The 20,426-nt window shown below is 44.7% G+C and carries 14 protein-coding genes; all 14 read right to left on the bottom strand.

Translation table 11 applies throughout. From position 1 onward, the window contains the following. Positions 1-381 precede the first annotated feature (381 nt). On the bottom strand, positions 382-2,943 hold the full coding sequence (locus tag L870_RS18860) for a carbohydrate-binding protein (RefSeq protein WP_028516767.1): 2,562 nt from the start codon (positions 2,941-2,943) through the stop codon (positions 382-384). A gap of 204 nt (positions 2,944-3,147) precedes the next feature. Next, on the bottom strand, positions 3,148-3,885 hold the full coding sequence (locus L870_RS0102380) for an ABC transporter permease (protein ID WP_028516766.1): 738 nt from the start codon (positions 3,883-3,885) through the stop codon (positions 3,148-3,150). Continuing rightward, positions 3,878-4,789: an ATP-binding cassette domain-containing protein gene (locus L870_RS0102375; RefSeq protein ID WP_028516765.1), complete on the bottom strand. Its 912-nt coding sequence runs from the start codon at positions 4,787-4,789 to the stop codon at positions 3,878-3,880. The genes L870_RS0102380 and L870_RS0102375 overlap by 8 nt, the downstream gene beginning before the upstream one ends. A gap of 109 nt (positions 4,790-4,898) precedes the next feature. Beyond that, the gene (gene tuf / locus L870_RS0102370) at positions 4,899-6,098 is read right to left on the bottom strand and encodes an elongation factor Tu (protein WP_028516764.1); all 1,200 of its coding nucleotides are present in this window, start codon (positions 6,096-6,098) and stop codon (positions 4,899-4,901) included. Between the two features lie 840 nt (positions 6,099-6,938). Further along, complete coding sequence (gene fusA, locus L870_RS0102365; RefSeq protein WP_028516763.1) at positions 6,939-9,017, bottom strand: elongation factor G; 2,079 nt, start codon at positions 9,015-9,017, stop codon at positions 6,939-6,941. A gap of 24 nt (positions 9,018-9,041) precedes the next feature. Beyond that, the gene (gene rpsG, locus L870_RS0102360; protein ID WP_009983569.1) at positions 9,042-9,512 is read right to left on the bottom strand and encodes a 30S ribosomal protein S7; all 471 of its coding nucleotides are present in this window, start codon (positions 9,510-9,512) and stop codon (positions 9,042-9,044) included. Between the two features lie 230 nt (positions 9,513-9,742). After that, positions 9,743-10,159: a 30S ribosomal protein S12 gene (rpsL, locus tag L870_RS0102355; RefSeq protein WP_028516762.1), complete on the bottom strand. Its 417-nt coding sequence runs from the start codon at positions 10,157-10,159 to the stop codon at positions 9,743-9,745. A gap of 187 nt (positions 10,160-10,346) precedes the next feature. After that, a complete protein-coding gene (locus L870_RS19830; RefSeq protein ID WP_051411355.1) occupies positions 10,347-13,352 on the bottom strand; it encodes a leucine-rich repeat protein in 3,006 nt (1,001 codons plus the stop codon). Between the two features lie 85 nt (positions 13,353-13,437). Further along, positions 13,438-14,553, bottom strand: a complete 1,116-nt coding sequence (locus L870_RS18240) for a leucine-rich repeat protein (protein ID WP_051411354.1) — start codon at positions 14,551-14,553, stop codon at positions 13,438-13,440. 74 nt (positions 14,554-14,627) lie between these two features. Then, positions 14,628-16,064: a TrkH family potassium uptake protein gene (locus L870_RS0102340; protein ID WP_028516761.1), complete on the bottom strand. Its 1,437-nt coding sequence runs from the start codon at positions 16,062-16,064 to the stop codon at positions 14,628-14,630. 19 nt (positions 16,065-16,083) lie between these two features. Then, the gene (gene trkA, locus L870_RS0102335; RefSeq protein ID WP_028516760.1) at positions 16,084-17,442 is read right to left on the bottom strand and encodes a Trk system potassium transporter TrkA; all 1,359 of its coding nucleotides are present in this window, start codon (positions 17,440-17,442) and stop codon (positions 16,084-16,086) included. A 194-nt stretch (positions 17,443-17,636) separates the two neighbouring features. Beyond that, positions 17,637-17,879 (bottom strand): hypothetical protein, encoded by a 243-nt coding sequence (locus L870_RS0102330; protein ID WP_028516759.1) that lies wholly within the window; start codon positions 17,877-17,879, stop codon positions 17,637-17,639. A gap of 2 nt (positions 17,880-17,881) precedes the next feature. Further along, on the bottom strand, positions 17,882-18,535 hold the full coding sequence (locus L870_RS0102325; RefSeq protein ID WP_037270945.1) for an HAD family hydrolase: 654 nt from the start codon (positions 18,533-18,535) through the stop codon (positions 17,882-17,884). A 27-nt stretch (positions 18,536-18,562) separates the two neighbouring features. Beyond that, entirely contained in the window at positions 18,563-20,083 is a 1,521-nt protein-coding gene (locus L870_RS0102320; protein ID WP_028516757.1) for a DUF1963 domain-containing protein, read from the bottom strand. Positions 20,084-20,426: the final 343 nt, after the last annotated feature.

Below are 20,426 nucleotides of genomic sequence, written 5' to 3'. Positions count from 1 at the left end.
AACGCCGCCCTCGGCGTTCCGTGTAGGGGCGGATATTATCCGCCCGAAATGTAGGGGACGGCGTCCTCGACGTCCCCAAGAGAGCGTATCAAACTGTTAAGGGACGCCCTCTCTTGCAGGACCCCCTAATCGGGTCCGTCCCCTCTGTCGCGCTGCGACATCTCCCCACCCCGTGGGGAGTCACCCTCTTCCGAAAACAATTCACTGGATTGTTTTCGGAATTCACCCTTGCGGTGCGCCTTCGTATTATTTCGCTGTTCTTTAAAAGCTGGGAACAGCGACCAAAGGCTCTGCCTCTGGACTCTGCCAAAGGAACACAGTCCCTTTGGAATCCCGTTCATACACTCGGCAAGTTTTTACGCCTTTAAATTTTGATTTATCTTAATCCAATATGATTTCCATTCCCGAGATAATAAGCTTTCTCAGGTCGACGCTGTCGAATACGTCTATATCACCGTCACCGTTTATATCTGCATATTCAAACTGCTCCTGTATCAGCAGCGTCTTTCCCAGCAGGTGATTTTGCAGTGTCACAAGGTCAGAGATACCGATATATCCGTCGTTATTGATATCTCCCACAGAATATACGGGAGTGATATTGACCGCAGGAACTGCCATAACGATATAATTCACGCACTTGTACGTCTGCCCGTTGCTGCCGAGAGTCACCTTCTCCCCTGCCTTGACCTCCTTTTTATACATCATAAATGTAACATCGTTATCCGACTTGCACAGCGTCCTCATAAGGGTATAATCGCTGAGCCACTGAGGAACATTCTCCACACGGCTGTCAAGTCCCACATAGAGCGACATATCACTGCCTGCTGTAAAGTACGCAGAATCGCCTGTTGTACCCTTGGCATCACAGGAAGTAAGGAGTATCTCCGCACCTTCAAGGTTCGACTGAAGCTCAGCTATCCTGAAATCCCTGTCACCGAATATGAGCGAGCCCACAGCTGCATCTGAAGCTATATTCCATGAATCGGGATTTGCCTGTTCAGTTACCTCAACGCTCTTGAAAAGCTTTCCGCTTAGAGGCAGCTTGTCTTTTCCGAACTTGAATGAGCACAGATTTACAAGATATTCGCTTTCGCCCTTGAATACCATATACAGGTCATGAGTACCTGTTATTGTCTTGATATTAGTCTCGAATGTATGATAATCATTCAGCGATTTTGTGCCGCTGTAATCTATGACTGCGGCAGGAGTTCCGTCCATACTGTCAAGATAGAGTTCGATCTTTGAAGGATAGCCGCCCATCCATCCGCTGAAAGAATTTGCTCCGCTTCCAAAGTTTATTCTGCTATACTTTACCCAGTCGCCGTCAGAAACAAGAGCTAAATTATTTGATCTGCCCGAATATTCCTCGACGATTATGCCTTTCTTATCCGAAAACGAATCAGCTTCTATCTTCTCAAAGGCTGATACAGCCTGAACAGATGTGAAATTGCCCTCCGTAGGAGAAAGCTTCACAACACCCTCAGGGAACGAATTCACTGTAAGGTCATTGATATAATACTCGATATTCATATATCCCTGACCGCAGTAATCGTCTGCATAGTCATCGGGATCAGTGGGATCAAGTCCGCGGGCAAGCTCCCAGTTATCGTCCATACCGTCGTTATCGGCATCGGTTATCTCCTTTTTCGTAACTGCCGAAGGGTAGCTGTAAGTAACTCCGCACTTTATATTGTACTTGCTGAGATTAGCCTCTGACGAGTCATATGCCGCAGTACCGCTGCACTGTCCCGTACCGTTTTTAGTCTCCTCAGCGCACTGCCTGTCGATAGCTGTACGCTTATCGGGTGAGATACCGTTGCCTGCAAAGCTTATAACATGGTCGTATGAAGCTGCCGCACTTTCGCAAGTCATAGCTGTGGACAGGTTCTCACCGTCTGAATTTATGGGGAAAGCCGTACTGCTGTAAAGATTGTTTTTAGTTATACCTATGCCGTCCTTGACAGTAACTCCCGACCAGTTGTCATTAGTGACACTGTGGAACGAGCCGTCCTTGTTTATAAGGCGGTTGCCTGCGCAGTACACTTTGAAATTCTCAGGCTTTGTGGTACTGTCAACGTACATATAGTGATAACCGCCTGTAGTTGAATTTCCAGCCTTTAGAGTATTATTCACGTAGTTGAGGTGTCCGATAGTGCCGTAAGCCGTCTGATAGCCCCAGTCATAGATGATATTGTTAGTGAAATCGGCTGTATACTGGTCAGGAACTTTGCCGCGGAAGTTTCGTGAAACATTGTGTATGATAAGGTTATGGTCAAAGGTCAGGTCGCCCTTGCCCATCATTATTCCGAAGCCGTGAAGTCCTTTCTTGTGTCCGCCCCATGAGTCAGCAGGACCGAGCACGGAATACTGAACGGTATAATTTGTATTGTTGGAGTAAAGTCCCCACTGCTCGTCAGTTGTCCAGCCCATTGAGCAGTGGTCGATTATGGAATTTGAGCCCTTTGCACCGCCCCATGCGTCATTTCCAGAATCAGTAGCCGCATAAGGTCCGGGACGGGAGCTTATATACCTACAGATTATATTGTCTCCTGACATACCCATTTTGTAATTTTTCAGAGTTATGCCCGAGCCGCCCGGAGCAGTCTGACCTGCGACGGTAACATTGCTTGAACAGAGTATATTTCCCTGCAATTCGATAGTGCCGCTGACATCAAAGACAACTATGCGTCCCGATTTACTTACAGCGTCACGGAATGAGCCCTCGCCGCTGTCGTTGAGGTTAGTTACATGATATACCTCGCCGCCGCGTCCGCCTGTTGCGTATTTACCGCCGCCTACAGCTCCCGGGAAGGCAAGTACCCTTCCTGCCGCAGAAGCTGTGGTTATCCTGCCGCTCTGCATTGGAGCAAATGCCGAACTGCTTCCGAAAACAGTTATGATACCCGTAAGCATTGCGGTCAATCTTTTAAAACCTTTATTCATTTTAACACCCTCCTGATAAAAAGCTATACTCCCTATATTAACATTATACATTATTTATGTCTATCTGACAATGAAATATAGTGCTTTTTTACTGTGCATATTTCCTTTTTCAGGTTTGGGTATCTATTTTAACATATAATATCGTATCATCAGTAAACAAAAGTGCATAAAAAAGAAGCTCCCCAAAGGAAGCTTCCGAATATTTTATTTAAGATCAGCTCTTTTGAATATTTCTATACCTGCAATTGTAGCAACAATGCATATACCAATATCAATAAGTATCATCCACCATATGTTACTTGGCACATTTGTAGGATTATACGCAAAATCATTTCTCTGCAGGCTTGGAACAGCAATTTCAATCGCTTTAGCAAGTTTTTCACTTTTTACGAACATTACAACAAGACTTGCAACCATATTTACAATAGTGTCAAGCATAAGTGAAAGTACAAAACCGCCTGTATTTCTTAATGATGTACAAAGGAATACAAAGAAGCTTGTGAACGCAAATTCAATTGCCAGTGTAAGAAGCATATTCTGGAATATTTCAGCACACGGGAAATCATCGAACTCCATAATTGTACCGCATAAGCCAATAAGTGTAAGCCAGAAAACCAACTGATAAACAAAAGCTACAAACAATGCAATTATCAGATTTGCAAGGTAAATTTTAGTTCTTGAATGACCTATGATTATTTTATTTCGTATTGTATTGTTCTTAAAGTCACTAATAATGAACAGACCTGCTGTAATACTGATGAACATTGTCATAGTACCTATCATTGAAAAGCACAAAACGCTGCCGAGGTTTACAGCTTCTCCCTCTACTATTCTGATAAATATTGATGCAAATGTCGGAATAGCAATAATAATAGCGAGGACAATGTAAAAACGTTTTCCTTTAAACAGTCGTCTGAAACCTTCTGCGAGTAAATTAGACATTCTGAGCACCTCCTACAAGACCCATGAAATAGCTTTCGAGACTTTCGTGATTCTCGGTAATGGTGTTAACAAAGCAATTCTTCTCATTGAGAGCAAGTACAAGAGGAGTTACCTGCATAGGTGTATATATATCAGCTTCATTCTCTGATATGATATTGAATTCAGCGCCCATACCTTTGAGTACATCAGCAAGGATAGCTGTATCATTTACGTTTATATGAACGTATCTGCGTGAAGCTCTTTCAAGCTCTTCAGCACTCATTTCCTTTATTACCTGACCTCGCTCGATAAAGCCGTAGTGAGTAGCAAGACGAGCCAGCTCATCAAGGATATGGCTTGAAATGAGGATAGTGATGCCCTTTTCCTGATTGAGTCGGATAATAGTTTCACGAACCTCAATGATACCCTGCGGGTCGAGACCGTTTATTGGCTCATCAAGCACAAGGAACTCAGGATCGCCGACCAGTGAGAAAGCGATACCAAGTCTCTGACGCATACCGAGAGAGAAATCCTTAGCCTTTTTCTTGCCTGTATTGCCAAGACCAACAAGCTTGAGGAGCTCATCTATCTTATCGTCTGATATGCCCAGAGCCTTTGTCTGCTGGATAAGATTATCCCTTGCTGTCATATCAGGATGCAGTGAAGGTGTTTCTACAACAGCTCCTGTCTTTCTCTTGACTTCAAGAAGCTTCTTATCAGTATTTTTTACTCCGAAAAGCGAGAATTCACCCGAAGTAGGATTGTTAAGACCCGTGATTATACGGATTAATGTAGTCTTACCTGCGCCGTTTCTTCCGACCATACCATATATAGCACCCTTTGGAACGTTTATAGTAAGATTAGAAAGTGCATTGAATTTTCCGTACTTTTTGCTAAGCTGCTGGGTCTGTAGAATATATTCCATTATATCGACCTGCCTTTGACTATTTTATAACAATGTACTAAAATGTAAAAAGGCGGCCATGCTATAAGCACGACCGCCTAAAGTCGTTATTATTTATATGATTACGAAATTATTCGTTGATCTTTGTAACAACGCCTGAACCAACTGTTCTACCACCCTCACGGATAGCGAAACGGAGTCCTTCTTCGATAGCGATAGGAGTGATGAGCTCAACGTCCATAGCAACGTTATCGCCAGGCATACACATTTCCTTATCAGCAGGAAGAGTTACAACGCCAGTAACGTCAGTTGTTCTGAAGTAGAACTGAGGTCTGTAGTTGTTGAAGAAAGGAGTATGACGACCGCCCTCTTCCTTCTTCAGTACGTAAACCTGACCGCTGAACTTTGTGTGTGGGTGAATTGAGCCTGGCTTACAAAGAACCTGTCCACGCTCAACCTGATCTCTTGTGATACCACGGAGAAGTGCACCAACGTTATCACCAGCCTCACAGAAGTCAAGAGTCTTTCTGAACATTTCAAGACCTGTAACAACTGTGTTGAGCTTCTCGTCAGAAAGACCAACGATCTCAACAGGCTCGTTTACGTTGAGCTTTCCACGCTCTACTCTACCTGTAACAACAGTACCACGACCAGAAATAGTCATTGTATCCTCGATAGGCATAAGGAATGGCTTAGCATCGTCTCTCTCAGGGCTTGGGATGTACTCATCAACAGCGTCCATGAGGTCGAGTATTGGCTTGTAAGCAGGATCGTTAAGATCATCAGGAGCGTTAAGAGCTGCAAGAGCTGAACCCTTGATGATAGGTGTGTCGTCGCCAGGGAAATCATAGCTTGTGAGAAGGTCACGGATGTCCATCTCAACGAGCTCGAGGAGCTCTTCGTCGTCAACCTGGTCAGCCTTGTTCATGAATACAACGATTGCAGGAACGCCAACCTGACGAGCGAGAAGGATATGCTCTCTTGTCTGAGCCATAGGACCATCAGAAGCAGCAACAACGAGGATAGCACCATCCATCTGAGCAGCACCTGTGATCATGTTCTTTACGTAGTCAGCGTGACCTGGGCAGTCAACGTGAGCATAGTGACGCTTGTCTGTCTCGTACTCAACGTGTGCTGTATTGATTGTGATACCACGCTCTCTCTCTTCTGGAGCCTTATCGATCATATCGTAAGCCTCATACTGAGCCTGACCCTTCAGAGCGAGAGTCTTTGTGATAGCAGCAGTAAGAGTTGTCTTACCGTGGTCAACGTGTCCGATTGTACCAATGTTTACATGTGGTTTGGTTCTTTCAAATTTAGCCTTAGCCATTGGGAAATTCCTCCTTAGAATAGATTTCAGAAATCTGTATATTAGTATTATATCAGATTATTTCTGTAAATTCAAGTGTTTCAGTAAAAAAATCTCTCCTGAAACGTGTGTTTTTATAATTTTTGCCTGTTAATACAGCTATTGCCGTATAAAAAACATCGGTTAATACTGATTATCAGTCAGCACCAAAGCTGTAATGTGTGTCATCACTGCTATTACCGTGTGTCATGAGATAGTATATAATCCATGGAATTACTGGAATCATTTCATATCGCTCCTTATTATATTATTTAAAAAGATGTTTTAAAAATAGTTTCGCAAAATTAATTATTATTTCAGTGCATCAGCAGATGATCAGAAGCTATGACTGGAACCGCCACCGCTTCCGTTACCTGAAAATAAACTTATTAACCATTTAAGCATATTCGTATACCCTTTTGTGTATCAGCGGGTTATCAAAACCAGCCTCCGCCGCCACCGCTGTGGCCGCCAAATAGTCTTTTTAACCATTCAAACATATTCGTATACCTTTTTGTTCATCAGCAGTTTATCAGAAGCTGTGTCCGCCACTGCTGCTGCTTCCGCCGCCGAAAATTCTTCTTAACCAATCAAGCATATTTATTATACCTTTTTGTGCATCAGCAGTTTATCAGAAGCTGTGTCCGCCACTGCCGCTGCTTCCGCCGCCGAAAATTCTTCTTAACCAATCAAGCATATTTATTATACCTTTTTGTGCATCAGCAGTTTATCAGAAGCTGTGTCCGCCACCGCCGCCACAGCCTCCGCCGCTGAATATTTTTCTTAACCATTCAAGCATATTTGTATACCTTAATTGAACTATCAGTTCTTAGCTCTGTTAGCCATGATCTTTTCAGCAATGCTCTTCGGAACTTCCTCATAGCTGTGTGGTTCCATTGTGTACTGTCCACGACCCTGTGTATTTGAACGGAGGTCGCTTGTGTAACCGAACATTTCTGAAAGTGGTACGAGAGCGTCGACCTGGATTGAACCTGATCTTGACTCCTGTCCCTGGATCTGTCCACGACGTGAGCTGAGGTCACCGATAACTGTTCCGAGATATTCATCAGGAACGATAACTGCAACCTTCATAACAGGCTCCATGAGAACTGCGTTAGCCTGCTTGAGAGCTTCCTTGAATGCGATAGAACCTGCGATCTTGAATGCCATTTCTGACGAGTCAACTTCGTGGTATGATCCATCGTAAAGCTCTACCTTAACGTCAACTACTTCGTAGCCTGCAAGGATACCGGCCTTCATTGCGCCCTGGATACCTGCGTCAACAGCAGGAATATATTCCTTAGGAATAGAACCGCCGACAACAGCGTTTGTGAACTCATAGCCCTTACCTGACTCGTTAGGAGTAACTCTGATCTTAACGTGACCGTACTGACCTGAACCACCAGACTGCTTCTTGTACTTGTAGTCGATGTCTGCGCTGCCCTTGATTGTTTCCTTATAAGCAACCTGAGGAGCACCAACGTTAGCCTCTACCTTGAACTCACGAAGGAGACGGTCAACGATGATATCGAGGTGAAGCTCACCCATACCTGCGATGATAGTCTGTCCTGTTTCCTCGTCTGTCCATGTCTTGAAAGTAGGATCCTCTTCAGCAAGCTTTGCGAGAGCGATACCCATCTTTTCCTGACCAGCCTTTGTCTTAGGCTCGATAGCGAGCTGGATAACAGGCTCCGGGAATTCCATAGACTCGAGAATGATAGGATGCTTTTCATCACAGAGTGTATCACCTGTAGTTGTATTCTTAAGACCAACAGCTGCAGCGATATCGCCTGAGTAAACAGTTGTGAGGTCCTTTCTGTGGTTAGCGTGCATCTGAACGATACGGCCGAAACGCTCCTTAGTGTCCTTTGTAGCGTTGAGAACTGTATCACCCTGATTAACTACGCCTGAATATACACGGAAGAACGCAAGCTTACCAACGAATGGATCAGTAGCGATCTTGAATGCGAGAGCTGAGAATGGCTCGTCATCAGAAGAAGGTCTGTCCTCCTCCTGCTCTGTATCAGGGTTAACACCCTTGATAGCAGGAACGTCGAGTGGTGAAGGCATATAGTCGATGATAGCATCGAGGAGCTTCTGAACACCCTTGTTCTTATATGAAGTACCGCAGGTTACAGGAACCATGTGGTTAGCTATAGTAGCCTTTCTGATGCAGGTCTTGATCTCTTCCTGAGTAAGCTCGCCTTCCTCAAAGTATTTCTCCATGAGGGCTTCGTCCTGCTCAGCAACGTGCTCAACCATTTCATCGTGGTACTTCTGAGCGATCTCCTTCATATCATCAGGGATATCTTCAACCTTGATGTCTGTACCGAGATCGTTTGTATAAATGTAAGCCTTCATCTCAACGAGGTCGATAATACCTCTGAATTCGTCCTCAGCACCGATAGGGAGCTGGATCGGAACAGCATTACACTTAAGTCTGTCCTTCATCATGTCAATAACATGATAGAAGTTGGCACCCATAATGTCCATCTTATTTACATAAGCCATACGTGGTACCTTATAGTTATCAGCCTGTCTCCAAACTGTTTCTGACTGTGGCTCAACGCCGCCCTTAGCACAGAGAACTGTTACAGAACCGTCGAGTACACGAAGTGAACGCTCAACCTCTACTGTAAAGTCAACGTGGCCAGGTGTGTCGATGATGTTAAGTCTGTGGCCTGCCCAGTAGCAAGTAGTAGCAGCGGAAGTAATTGTGATACCTCTCTCCTGCTCCTGCTCCATCCAGTCCATAGTAGCGGAACCTTCGTGTGTTTCACCGATCTTGTGGTTAACACCTGTGTAGAAAAGGATACGCTCTGTGGTTGTGGTCTTACCTGCGTCAATGTGGGCCATTATGCCGATATTTCTTGTATTTTCAAGTGAACAATCTCTTGACATAATTTACTCCTTTTACAATGACGCTTACCAGCGGTAGTGAGCAAACGCCTTGTTTGCCTCTGCCATCTTGTGTGTATCGTCGCGCTTCTTGCAAGCACCGCCTGTGCCGTTAAGAGCGTCGAGGATCTCACCTGCAAGTCTTTCCTTCATGGTCTTCTCGTTTCTCTCTCTGGAGTACTTAGTGATCCAGCGGAGACCGAGAGTCTGTCTTCTCTCAGGACGAACCTCCATAGGAACCTGATAAGTAGCACCACCGAGACGGCGAGCCTTTACCTCGAGCTCAGGCATGATATTCTCCATAGCCTGCTCGAACACCTCAAGAGCATCCTTGCCTGTCTTTTCAGCTACGATCTCAAATGCACCGTAAACTATTTTCTGCGCAACGCCCTTCTTACCGTCTAACATGATATTGTTGATGAGACGTGTAACGAGCTTTGAATTGTATACAGGATCCTGTAATACATCACGCTTTGCGATTTTACCTCTTCTTGGCATTTTCGCTTCCCTCCTTCATATAGATTGATGAATTCATAGGTACTCAAACCTGATCGGTTACTGCCGTACACCGGCATTGCTTCGCCGATCGGTGTGTCAGGAGCCAATGCAGAGGATCTATCGAATAAATCTATATGATCTCCGCATTACCCTGCGGTAGTAGTTATCCTATTTAATTGATAATATGCGGCTTTATTCATGCAGCCTGCCGCTGACTGCTCTGAAGTATCTTACTTCTGCTTAGGCTTCTTAGCACCGTACTTGGAACGAGCCTGATTACGGTTAGCAACGCCCTGTGCATCAAGAGTACCTCTGATGATGTGGTAACGCACACCAGGGAGATCCTTAACACGTCCGCCTCTGATGAGAACAACGCTGTGCTCCTGAAGGTTGTGACCGATACCCGGGATGTAAGAAGTTACTTCGTAACCGTTTGTGAGCTTAACTCTGGCGATCTTTCTCATAGCTGAGTTAGGCTTCTTAGGTGTAGCAGTTCTTACAGCAGTGCAAACGCCTCTCTTCTGAGGTGAGCTCTGGTTGATCTGTGTCTTCTTCTTTGCATTGTAACCCTTCTGAAGTGCAGGAGCTGTAGACTTTGTCTCAAGATCCTTTCTTCCCTTACGAACGAGCTGGTTAAATGTAGGCATATTTTTCCTCCTTTTCAATAATATAAGCGTCAGACCTTCCATAAAAAGGTATAGAGTCTGCGCACTGATATATTATACCCAAAAAAGGACGGCTTGTCAAGGGTGATCCTCAAAAAGCCGTCCGTTTTCATTATTTTTTGTGATTTTTCCCATTATTGCATGGGATTTTGTCATAGATACTTAGCTATTATTTCAGCCACTTTCTCATATCGGTAACAGTACCGCCGCCCGAAACGTAAGAATAGAACGCAAGTACATCAGATGCATCAATGGAATCTATCCTTCCGCTTCCGTCAACATCGGCTGCCGCCTTCTGCTTTTCGTTCAGTATTGAGCTGTATCCCGTAGAAACAAGGGCATATTCTTTAAGTATCCTGCTGGCATCGACTGAATCCACCTTGCCGTCACCGTTTACATCTCCGAGCACTACCTCAGGCTCAGGCGGAGCTGTGGTAGTGGTTGTAGTTGTTTCTGTTGTTGTCGTTGTAGTGGTAGTCGTAGTGGTTGTAGTAGTTGTGGTGGTGGTTTCCTTCTCTTTGACCTCGACCGTGAACTCTGTTGATGCATAAACCCATTCGTTTGCATTATTATTAAACGACTTATAAGTTACTGTGATAGTCTTAACGCCCGCAGTAAGGCTGTCAAATCCGCTTACATCATAGCGGTCGGGACTTGAAGCAACTCTGTCGCTTCTGTAAATACGCTCGGTAACACCGCCCTGTGTATGATAAACAGATACATACAGACCTGACAGGTCTAATTCCTCACCTATCTCATACTCCGTCTGATGGGGCATTCTTACTATCTCAACAGAAGCCGTATAATGCGGATCGTTTGTAGTAGTTACAGGTTCTGTAGTTGTAGTAGCCGTCGTTGTAGTCGTGGTTGTTGTAGTTGTTGTTGTAGTTGTTGTTGTAGTTGTTGTCGTCTGCTTTATCATACCAACGGTCATAGTGAAAGACTCAGTAACAGTGATGCCGTTTTCGTTGTAGCTAAGAATAAATGTATACTCTCCTCTTACATCGAATTTATAATCCGTCTTTTTAACTATTCTCGGATCATTCATGGGAACGACCTCTGATTTTTCCTTACCGTTGGCGTCAATATGACCTATCCTTACCTTACCGCCTGTAAGGTCATATCGTTCATATATATCATAGTCCACCTTTTCGGGAAGTGATTCTATGCGTATGAACGGTTTTACGCCCTTAGGTGTGGTGGTGGTAGTTGTTGTAGTTGTAGTTGTAGTGGTAGTCGTTGTAGTAGTTGTTGTCGTTGTTACAGGAGCCTCCACCTTTATGGGCAGCTCGACAAAAGCTTCGGAATCCATGTAAATATAAGTAAATCTTATATTGCACATTCCCTCTGTTGTATTCTCAAACTCAATATCATCAAGACTTATACCGTTTTTCCTTTTAGAGACCTTGTTCATATCAACAGAGTCAAAGTAATTATCCTTATATGTACCGTCGCTGAATATCTCTCTGTAAGAGCGTATAAGTGTACCGCCGCTGAGATCAAGCTCTTCTCCTGTGGTATAAGTTGTCTTATACGGCATATGACCTATCTCAAGCCCTGCCTCTATTCTTTCAACATATACCATCGTAGTTGTGGTCGTAGTCTCCGTTGTAGTTGTTGTGGTAGTCGTTGTGGTCGTAGTAGTGGTAGTCAGCGGTCTTATGACCTCTACCTCATAATCCGTATATACAACGCTTCCTCCAACTGAATATCCGATGTTTATGGTATATTTTCCTTCACGGTTCTTGTCATAGGCGGAAGTATTGATATATACTCCGTCTCTCCAGAATGAAAGCTCGTCCATAGCCAGACTGTCAAGGAAAACATCGGCGTGTGTACCGTCATTGTAATACTCAGTGTACCATCTTATTACCGAACCGCCGCTGAAATCAAGCTCCTCACCTATGGTATAGGTGGTCTTATCCGGAAGATTATCTATATCTATCTTCGGATTTACACTTACCACAACTAAAGAAGTTGTCGTAGTCTCTGTTGTTGCAGAGGTGGTAGTAGTTGTAGTGGTAGATGTGGTTGTGGTGGTCGTTGTAGTTGTGGTAGTTGTGGTAGTTGTGGTAGTTGTTGTCTTTGGCGGTTCAACCTCCACTTCAAATTCCGTAAACGCTGTAGAGTCGGAATAAGTATAGCCGACCTTTATCTTATACCTGCCTGCCTCATAGCTGTTGAAGCCATCGGTATTTATGTATACTCCGTCTCTCCAATAAGTTGCCTCTTTCATGTCAAGAGGATCAAGCAAAACATCTCTGTATTTTCCGTCACTGTAGAACTCCCTGTACGAACGTATAACGGTTCCGCCGCTGAGATCAATATTCTCACCCATTGTATAGGTGGTCTTGAAAGGATTTTTTCCTACTTTGATATCAGCACTTACACTCGAAACAAAAGCAGATGTTGTGGTCGTTGTTGTTGTAGTTGTAGTAGTTGTTGTTGTAGTGGTTGTTGTTGTAGTTGTAGTTGTAGTGGTAGTCGTCGTTGTCGTTGTCGGCTTTGCAGTCGTTGTTGTAGCAACAGGCGGCTGACCGCTCAGAACCTGAAACTGATAGCCAAAGGTTTTGGCATATGTCTGCGCAGGAGAGCCCTCATATCCTCTGATAACACCGTTATACGAGCCTTTCGAGCCTGAATAGCTGTTGCAGATAGTCAACGAATCTCCTACTATACTGCATTTTGAATTATAGATCGTAATGCTTCTCAGCGAAGAACAGGCTTTAAACGACTCTCTGCCCACAGTAGTAACACTTACAGGCATTTCAACAGAGCTGAGTGCTGTACAGGAATTGAAAGCACTCATGCCGATATCTGTGACTGTATTTGAAAGATTTACAGATGTAAGCCTTGTACAAGCCATAAAAGCATACGGACCTATACTTGTTATACCGCTGCCGACCTCAACAGAATTGATCTGACCTCTGTAGGTGTTCCACGGTACCTTATCCGAGGACATCCAGTTAACAAGCTTTCCCGTACCCGTGATCGTAAGCTTGCCGCCGTTCAATTCCCATCTGGCATCCGCTCCGCAGGTACCCGATTGTTTAACATTATTGTCCTCAAGAGAAATTATCTGAGGAACTGCCGCCTCAGAAACTGTAAGAGAGCAGCAAAAAGCTGATGAAACGCTCATTATCGCCGCAATTACTGCGGCTGTGATTTTTTTCATGCATATTTCTCCATTCTCAAGCACCGTCCGCCTCTCCGGAAAGTGTTATTCTGATTTTCCCCTATGCATTCCCTATTTTTGTTTTTTATTTCTTTAAAAATTCCGATAATGATTTTACGTTCCCGTTTTCAGAAGATGAATAAGCATAGTATGCCAGTATCTTTGATGCGTCAACTGAGTCTGCCATGCCGTTTTTATCAACATCGGCAGCTGCGAATTCCCTGTCATTGAACTTTGAAGCCTTTCCTGATGAAACAGCAGCATATTCCGCAAGGACCTTGCTTGCGTCAACAGAATCTATAAGCTTGTCTCCGTTTACATCGCCGAGCATATACTCTTCAGTGTGAGGATCAGGTGTTGTAGTTGTTATCGGAACAGTTGTAGAAGCAATAGAGGTTGTGGTTGGTGCATTTGTTGTAGTAGTTGTAGTTTTGCTTGTTGTAGAAGTTGTGGTTGTAGTAGTGGTCTTGCTTGTTGTAGAAGTTGTGGTTGTTGTGGTCTTGCTTGTTGTAGAAGTTGTAGTTGTTGTTGTTGTCGTTGAGGTCGCAGTAGTAGTTATCTCAGGCTGACTTCCGAGCAGCTTGAAGTTATAGCCATAGTTCTGAGCAAATGTCTGTGCTGTTGAATTTGCTTCACCTATGATAGTGCCGCTGAAGCTGCCCTTATCGTTGGCTGAGGAATTGCATATAGTCAAGGAATAGCCTACTATATTGCAGTTCTTGTTGCGGATAGTTACAGTACTGAGCGAGGCGCAGTTTTTGAAAGCTTCTCTTCCTATAGTTGAAACACTTGCAGGAAAATCAACAGAAGCAAGCGAAGTACAGGAAACAAAAGTGCTCATACCGATATCCGTAACAGTATCGGAAATATTTACAGATGAAAGATTTGCACATCCGAGAAAAGCATACGGTCCTATGCTCGTTATGCCTTTTTCTATAACAACAGTTTTTATCTTACCTCTGAGTGAATTCCACGGTACCTTTGCACTTGATGCCCAGTTGACGAGCTTTCCCGAACCTGAGATAGTAAGCGTTCCGTCCTCAAGGCTCCATGCTGCATTTGCACCGCAGGTTCCCGATTCACCTACATTGCTGTCAACGACCAAGCTTTCCAGCGGAACTCCTGCTGCCATTACAGGAAAAGTCAGAACAGCCGAAAAGCAAATTGCCGCCGATATGACAGCGGATACGACCTTTTTCATGTTTTTATTCCTCCCATTTTAATATTATATTTCAGACCTGCACAGCACCCCAAGCATATGCAGGTCTTAAAAGCTTATCTTCTTCTTGGTACGAAAAGCATTATGAGCGGATATATCTCAAGTCTGCCCAGAAGCATATCAAAGCATAAAACTATTTTTGAAAATGCATTGAGTCCGCCGAGATTTCCCGCAGGTCCGAAGCGCCCCACACCGAAGCCGATATTATTCATACAGGTGATAACTGCCGAAGCCGACTCTTCTATGCTAAAGCCGTTGAGAGTGACCAGAAGTACAGATATGCACATAAGCATCATGAACAGTATAAGGTAATTGCTTACACCGCGGACAACGTCCTTTTCAACGGGCTTCCCGTCCATTTTTACGGTAGATACCGCACGGGGATTAGTGATATATTTGAGTTCCTTGATGCCTGTCTTGAAAAGTATCATTATTCTCGATACCTTCATACCACCGCCTGTAGAGCCTGCGCACGAACCCACGAACATGAGCACCAGCAGCAGCGTCTGCGAGAATACAGGCCATTTGGCAGTATCAGTAGTTGAAAATCCTGCCGAGGTTATGGTAGAAGCTACCATAAAGAATGTATGTCTCAGAGTATCGCCTACGCCGTCATAAAGCTTATGGACATTCAGTGCGATAATAGCTGTTGCAGCTATTATAACTCCGAAATAAGTCCTTACCTCTTCATTTTTGTAAGCCAGCGAATACTTTCTTATTATAATATAGTAATAGAGATTGAAGTTGACACCGAAAAGGATAATAAAAGCTGCCACTACCATTTCGATGTAAACGCTGTCATAATGGCCGATGCTGTCTCCCCATAATGAGAAACCGCCTGTACCTGCCGATGAGCAGGCATGGATAATAGCGTCATAAAGCGGCATACCACCGAAAAGAAGCAGTACAGCCTCAGAGACCGTAAGTGTTATGTATATGCCGTAGAGTATACGTGCAGAAAAGCGCGACTTTGATACAAGCCGTCCCACCTTCGGACCTGCACACTCAGCTCGCATCATATGCATGGTACGTGAGTCGTTGCTTGACATAATGGCAATAACGAACATAAGCACTCCCATACCGCCCAGCCAGTGAGTAAAGGCTCTCCAGAAGAGGCATGACTTCGACATCGCTTCTACGTCTTCAAGAATAGTCGCACCTGTAGTCGTAAATCCCGAGACAGTCTCAAAGAGAGCACTCGCATAATTGTCTATCTCTCCCGAGATAACGAAGGGAAGAGCACCTATGCACGACATCATTATCCATGAAGCCGCAACGCTCACAAAGCCCTCTGTGGAATAGACCGAATTGTTTTTTGGCTTCTTTATAGTGAAAATTACAGCTATCGCCATAGTTATAAGAAAAGGTATGCCAAAGGAAACAACAACATGGTCTTCCCCATAAATAAAACCTACCAATACGGGCAGAAGCATACAAAGTCCAACGACCTTCAGTATCTGTCCCATAATATAGGATATCATTCTGTAATTCATAAAAAATCAGGTGCACTCCTTAATCGAAAATATTGCTAAGGTCGTGCATACCCTTTGTAGTGGTAACAACAACAACGCTGTCGTTCACCTGAAGGCAGTCGTCGCCCTTTGGTATAATAAGCTCATTTCCTCTTACGATACTTGCGATAAGCAGACCACTGCGGAGCTTCAGCTTTTTCAGCGGAACATCTACGTATTCCTTCTTGTCGCGTACAACGAACTCAATAGCCTCAAGACGGTCATTGACCATTCTGTAAAGTGTAATTACGCTGTTTCCGACAGAATTCTGCTTTGCACGCACATACTGGAGTATCTGGTTTACGGTAATGGTCTTGGGCGATATGATACTGTCAAGGTCGAGAGTATCGGAAAGCTGCATGAGAGACATTCTGTTTACCTTTGTTACCACCTTTTCAACGCCGTTGTTCTTGGCAAGGAGTGAAAGGAGTATATTCTCCTCATCTATACCTGTAAGTGTAACGACAGCGTCCGCATCGTAAACGCGCTCTTCTTCAAGGATATCGTGGTCTGTACCGTCTGCACAGGAGATATCCACCTTGTTTAGCCTGTCGGAAAGCTCAAGACAGCGGTCACGGTCTATCTCTATGATCTTGACCTTAACGCCCATTTCTATAAGCTGCTGAGCAAGATGATAAGCAACTCTTCCTCCGCCTATGAGTACAGCCGATTTTACGCGCTTTTCACGGTAAGCCGCACTTATGCTCTTGAAGAACTTTACCATATTGCTGTGTGAAGCAGTCATGTGTATCTTATCACCTGCGCGGAGCACGTAATTTCCGTTAGGTATAGTGAGCTCCTCACCGCGCTGTACAGCACAGATAAGCACATCGAGCCTCATTCTTCTTGACAGCTGACTGAGAGCCACACCGTCAAGTATGCTTCCGCTTGTGATACGTATCTCCGCAAGGTCAACTCTGCCCTTTGCAAAGGACTCTATATTTATAGCCTCGGGGTAACGCAGTACCTTGGCTATTTCGTTAGCTGCATTGTAATCGGGGTTTACCATCATGCTGATGCCCAGTTCTTCACGCATGAAAACGAGCTGCTTATCGAATTCGGGGCTGCGTACACGGGCAATACAATGACGGGCACCCATTTTCTTGGCAATAAGGCATGATAATACATTAACTTCATCGGAAGTAGTCACCGCGATAAAGATATTTGCCTTTGAAACATTAGCCTCTTCAAGAATATTGGTCTGAAGGCAATTACCGCATATTCCCATTACGTCGAAATCATTTATTGCAGTTTCTACGAGAGTTTCTTTTTTATCTATAATAGTGATATTGTGTTCACCGCTGAGGACTTGTGCAAGAGAACTTCCTACCTTGCCGCATCCTACAATTATTATATCCATAATTCCTCCATAAAAAGTAATATGATGAGCAGCTATATTTACTCAATATAATTATAATCCCGACATGGGCTTTTGTCAACGACTTTTTAGTGATTAGATTGTTATTTGCATCGTAATGCACAACGGGACGTCGAAGACGCCGTCCCCTACAAGCTAACCGCTAACGGCTCAAATCATAATTCAGCTTTGCTGAATTACGATTTGTACTGTTCTTCCAGCCACTTTATCATCTCATCGAAGCCTTCCTGTGTACGCTCAAACTCTGCCTCATGCTCAATTTCAGCCTTCATGGAGCAGAGTCTGCCGTGCCATGTCATACACTTCAGATTTTCACCGTTGGATATTTTATAGGCGAAATCGCCCTTGCTTCCCGAGAAGTCGTTGCCGCTCTCGAAATAATAAAACTTCGGTATCTCAAATATCTCCGAAACACTCATAGTTACCTGCTCCTCTCAAAATACTCCACTGCCTCGTCAAGGCTGTCATATACTGCCGACAAAAGCGGCTTTATCTCCTCGTCGGGCTGGGTCATATCGGGTATCATTATAGCGTGACAGCCTGCGGCATGGGCAGCTGTGATGCCGTTGGGAGAGTCCTCTAATGCAGCGCACTCCTGCGGCGGCAGCCCAAGCTCACTTGCTGCTGTGAGGTATATATCGGGAGCAGGCTTGCCGTTGGTTATCATATCTCCGCACACCATAGCCGAAAAATAGTCATATGCACCTATAGTATGCAGATATTCATTAGTTCTGCTGCTTGGAGTAGCCGTCGCCACAGCCATTTTAATGCCGTGGTCACGGAGATAGTCCAGAAGAGTAAACAGTCCCTTTTTAACCTCGAGACCGTTCTCAATGATGTATTCATTCATAAGCACTGTTCTGTGCGCACGTATCTCCTCTGTGGGACAGTCCTCGCCCAGAAAGCTCTTTATCTTAGGTATGGAAAATTTCCTCGCCATACTTCGGATAGCGTAAACGTGCTCGGGCTTCATATCATAGCCGAAGTCCTTAGCCGCCAGTATCCAGAATTTGAGATAGAGCTTTTCGGTGTCTATCATAAGACCGTCCATATCAAAAATCGCGCCTTTTAACATTATTTGCTCCTTGTTATGTAATATCGCTCAGTCACAGTCTGCGTCCAGATGTATATTTGTAAAATCGCGGTCAATAAAGTCCTGCTTCTTCATTATCCAGAACAGCGACCACACACAGCCCACACTGTATCTGAGCTGCAAAAGCTGTATCTCGTCTTTCTCGATATAAGGAATATTTCCGCCGTGCGGTACTCCTAAAAGCTTGCTGCCAAACTCCGTAAACTCAAAGTCATTTCGGTCATCGAGCTCACAAAATCCGTCTATACTCAGCAAGTCTACGCGGCTGTACTCCGTCATATCGGCAAAGGATATCATCGTCTCGGGACATATCTCGTCAAATCTGCCGTTGTCCTCGTCGTCTGTATCCTCATAGTACGGCAAAGTCGGCTCTGTACGTCTGAGCTCGGACATATCGCCGTCCCACCATATCATCTTGCTTACCTGAGCAAGCTCGGGCTGGTCAGCACGCACAAATGCGTATTTATTTTTGGGATCGAATATAGTATCGTCCATTTCGCCGCTCCAGAAAAGATACAGCATACCCGTTTTCGGGAATATTCCCTCAGTATCCGCACCGCTCTCCGCAAGTTCGTAAAGATTTATCTGCACTGCAAGGTGCATAGCCGTTTTGGGGTAGACCTTTGCTTCTTCGGGCTTTTGTCCCTTCCTGCGGAAAGTAAAGCCTGTCATGGTCGGGTACTCCATATCGGGAGGAAGGTCGGGCAGACCGCCTATCTTGCTTGCTCCCACAGGTATCCCGCCCTCGGGAATTTCCTTATCGCACAGGAATATGGCATTATGTCTGAACTTCTTCATCTGCTCGCCTATCTCGGGAGCAGCCTCACATATTGCCTTTTCGGTGCGCAAGGGCGTGTCCATATCAGCTTCATCGTACAGCCTGTTGTAAGCTTCCATGAATCTTTCCTGTATCTCGTCAAACTTATCAGGCGGTTTCACGGGCTCAGGCTCGGAAACTTTTTCCTGCACAGGCTCGGGCTTTTCTGTATGAATCTCCTGCTGTACGGGAGATATGGGTGAGGGCTTCGGCTCATATTCGCCTCTTGCTTTTCTTTCCTCTATGTCATTTTTCAGTTCCTGAAATACCGAACCTATCAGGAACTCCCTTTTCACTTCCTTTAGGTCATCTGGGTGCTCGTCATATAACTTCGCATACTCTTCCTTGAAGCCGATAAGAACTGCCCTGTCGGCTGCCAGTATCCTTTCGCATATATTAACGGCATCGGTCTTTCTCATATTGTTTATCTGGTACATGATATGATATACCGTCACAAAATAAACATCTGCCCTTTCGGCATCGTCAGTTCCTTTGGCAAACACCCAGAAAAGCTCATTATACGGCAGGAGCACCGATTTCTTACCGTTGCGGACTATGGCGTATTTCCTGCCGAAGCTGCAACCATCGAGCAAAAGTCCGGAATCAGCATCAGCTTTGACCTCATTGTAATCGAGTCCTCTTACTCGTGCCTCTTTTTCAAGCAGCTTCTCCGTTCCATCCGTTAAAGCATCTATTATCTTATCAAAAAACATATTTTTCTCCCAGCAGCGTGACGCTGCCCCCTAACCATATTATCGCTTGCAAGCTCGCTCACTCTTATCAACACCGATACTCGTACATCGCTTACATCAATATATTTATACGGGCGAACACTGTTCGCCCCTACAGTGCGTTCATGTTACTTGCATCGTGAATGACGGGAGCCCGAGGGCGGACTCCCCTACAGTACGCTAATGCTGCTTGCATCGTCAGGCACGGGCGGATAATATCCGCCCCTACAATGGATTCATGTTACTTGCATCGTGATCGACGGAACGCCGAGGGCGGCGTTCCCTACAGTACGTCATTATATAATAAATATATGTGTGATTGACG

Origin of the sequence: Ruminococcus flavefaciens ATCC 19208 (assembly GCF_000518765.1) — a bacterium.
Classification (GTDB): Bacteria; Bacillota; Clostridia; order Oscillospirales; family Ruminococcaceae; genus Ruminococcus; species Ruminococcus flavefaciens.
This window is presented reverse-complemented; position numbering and strand designations above follow the sequence as displayed.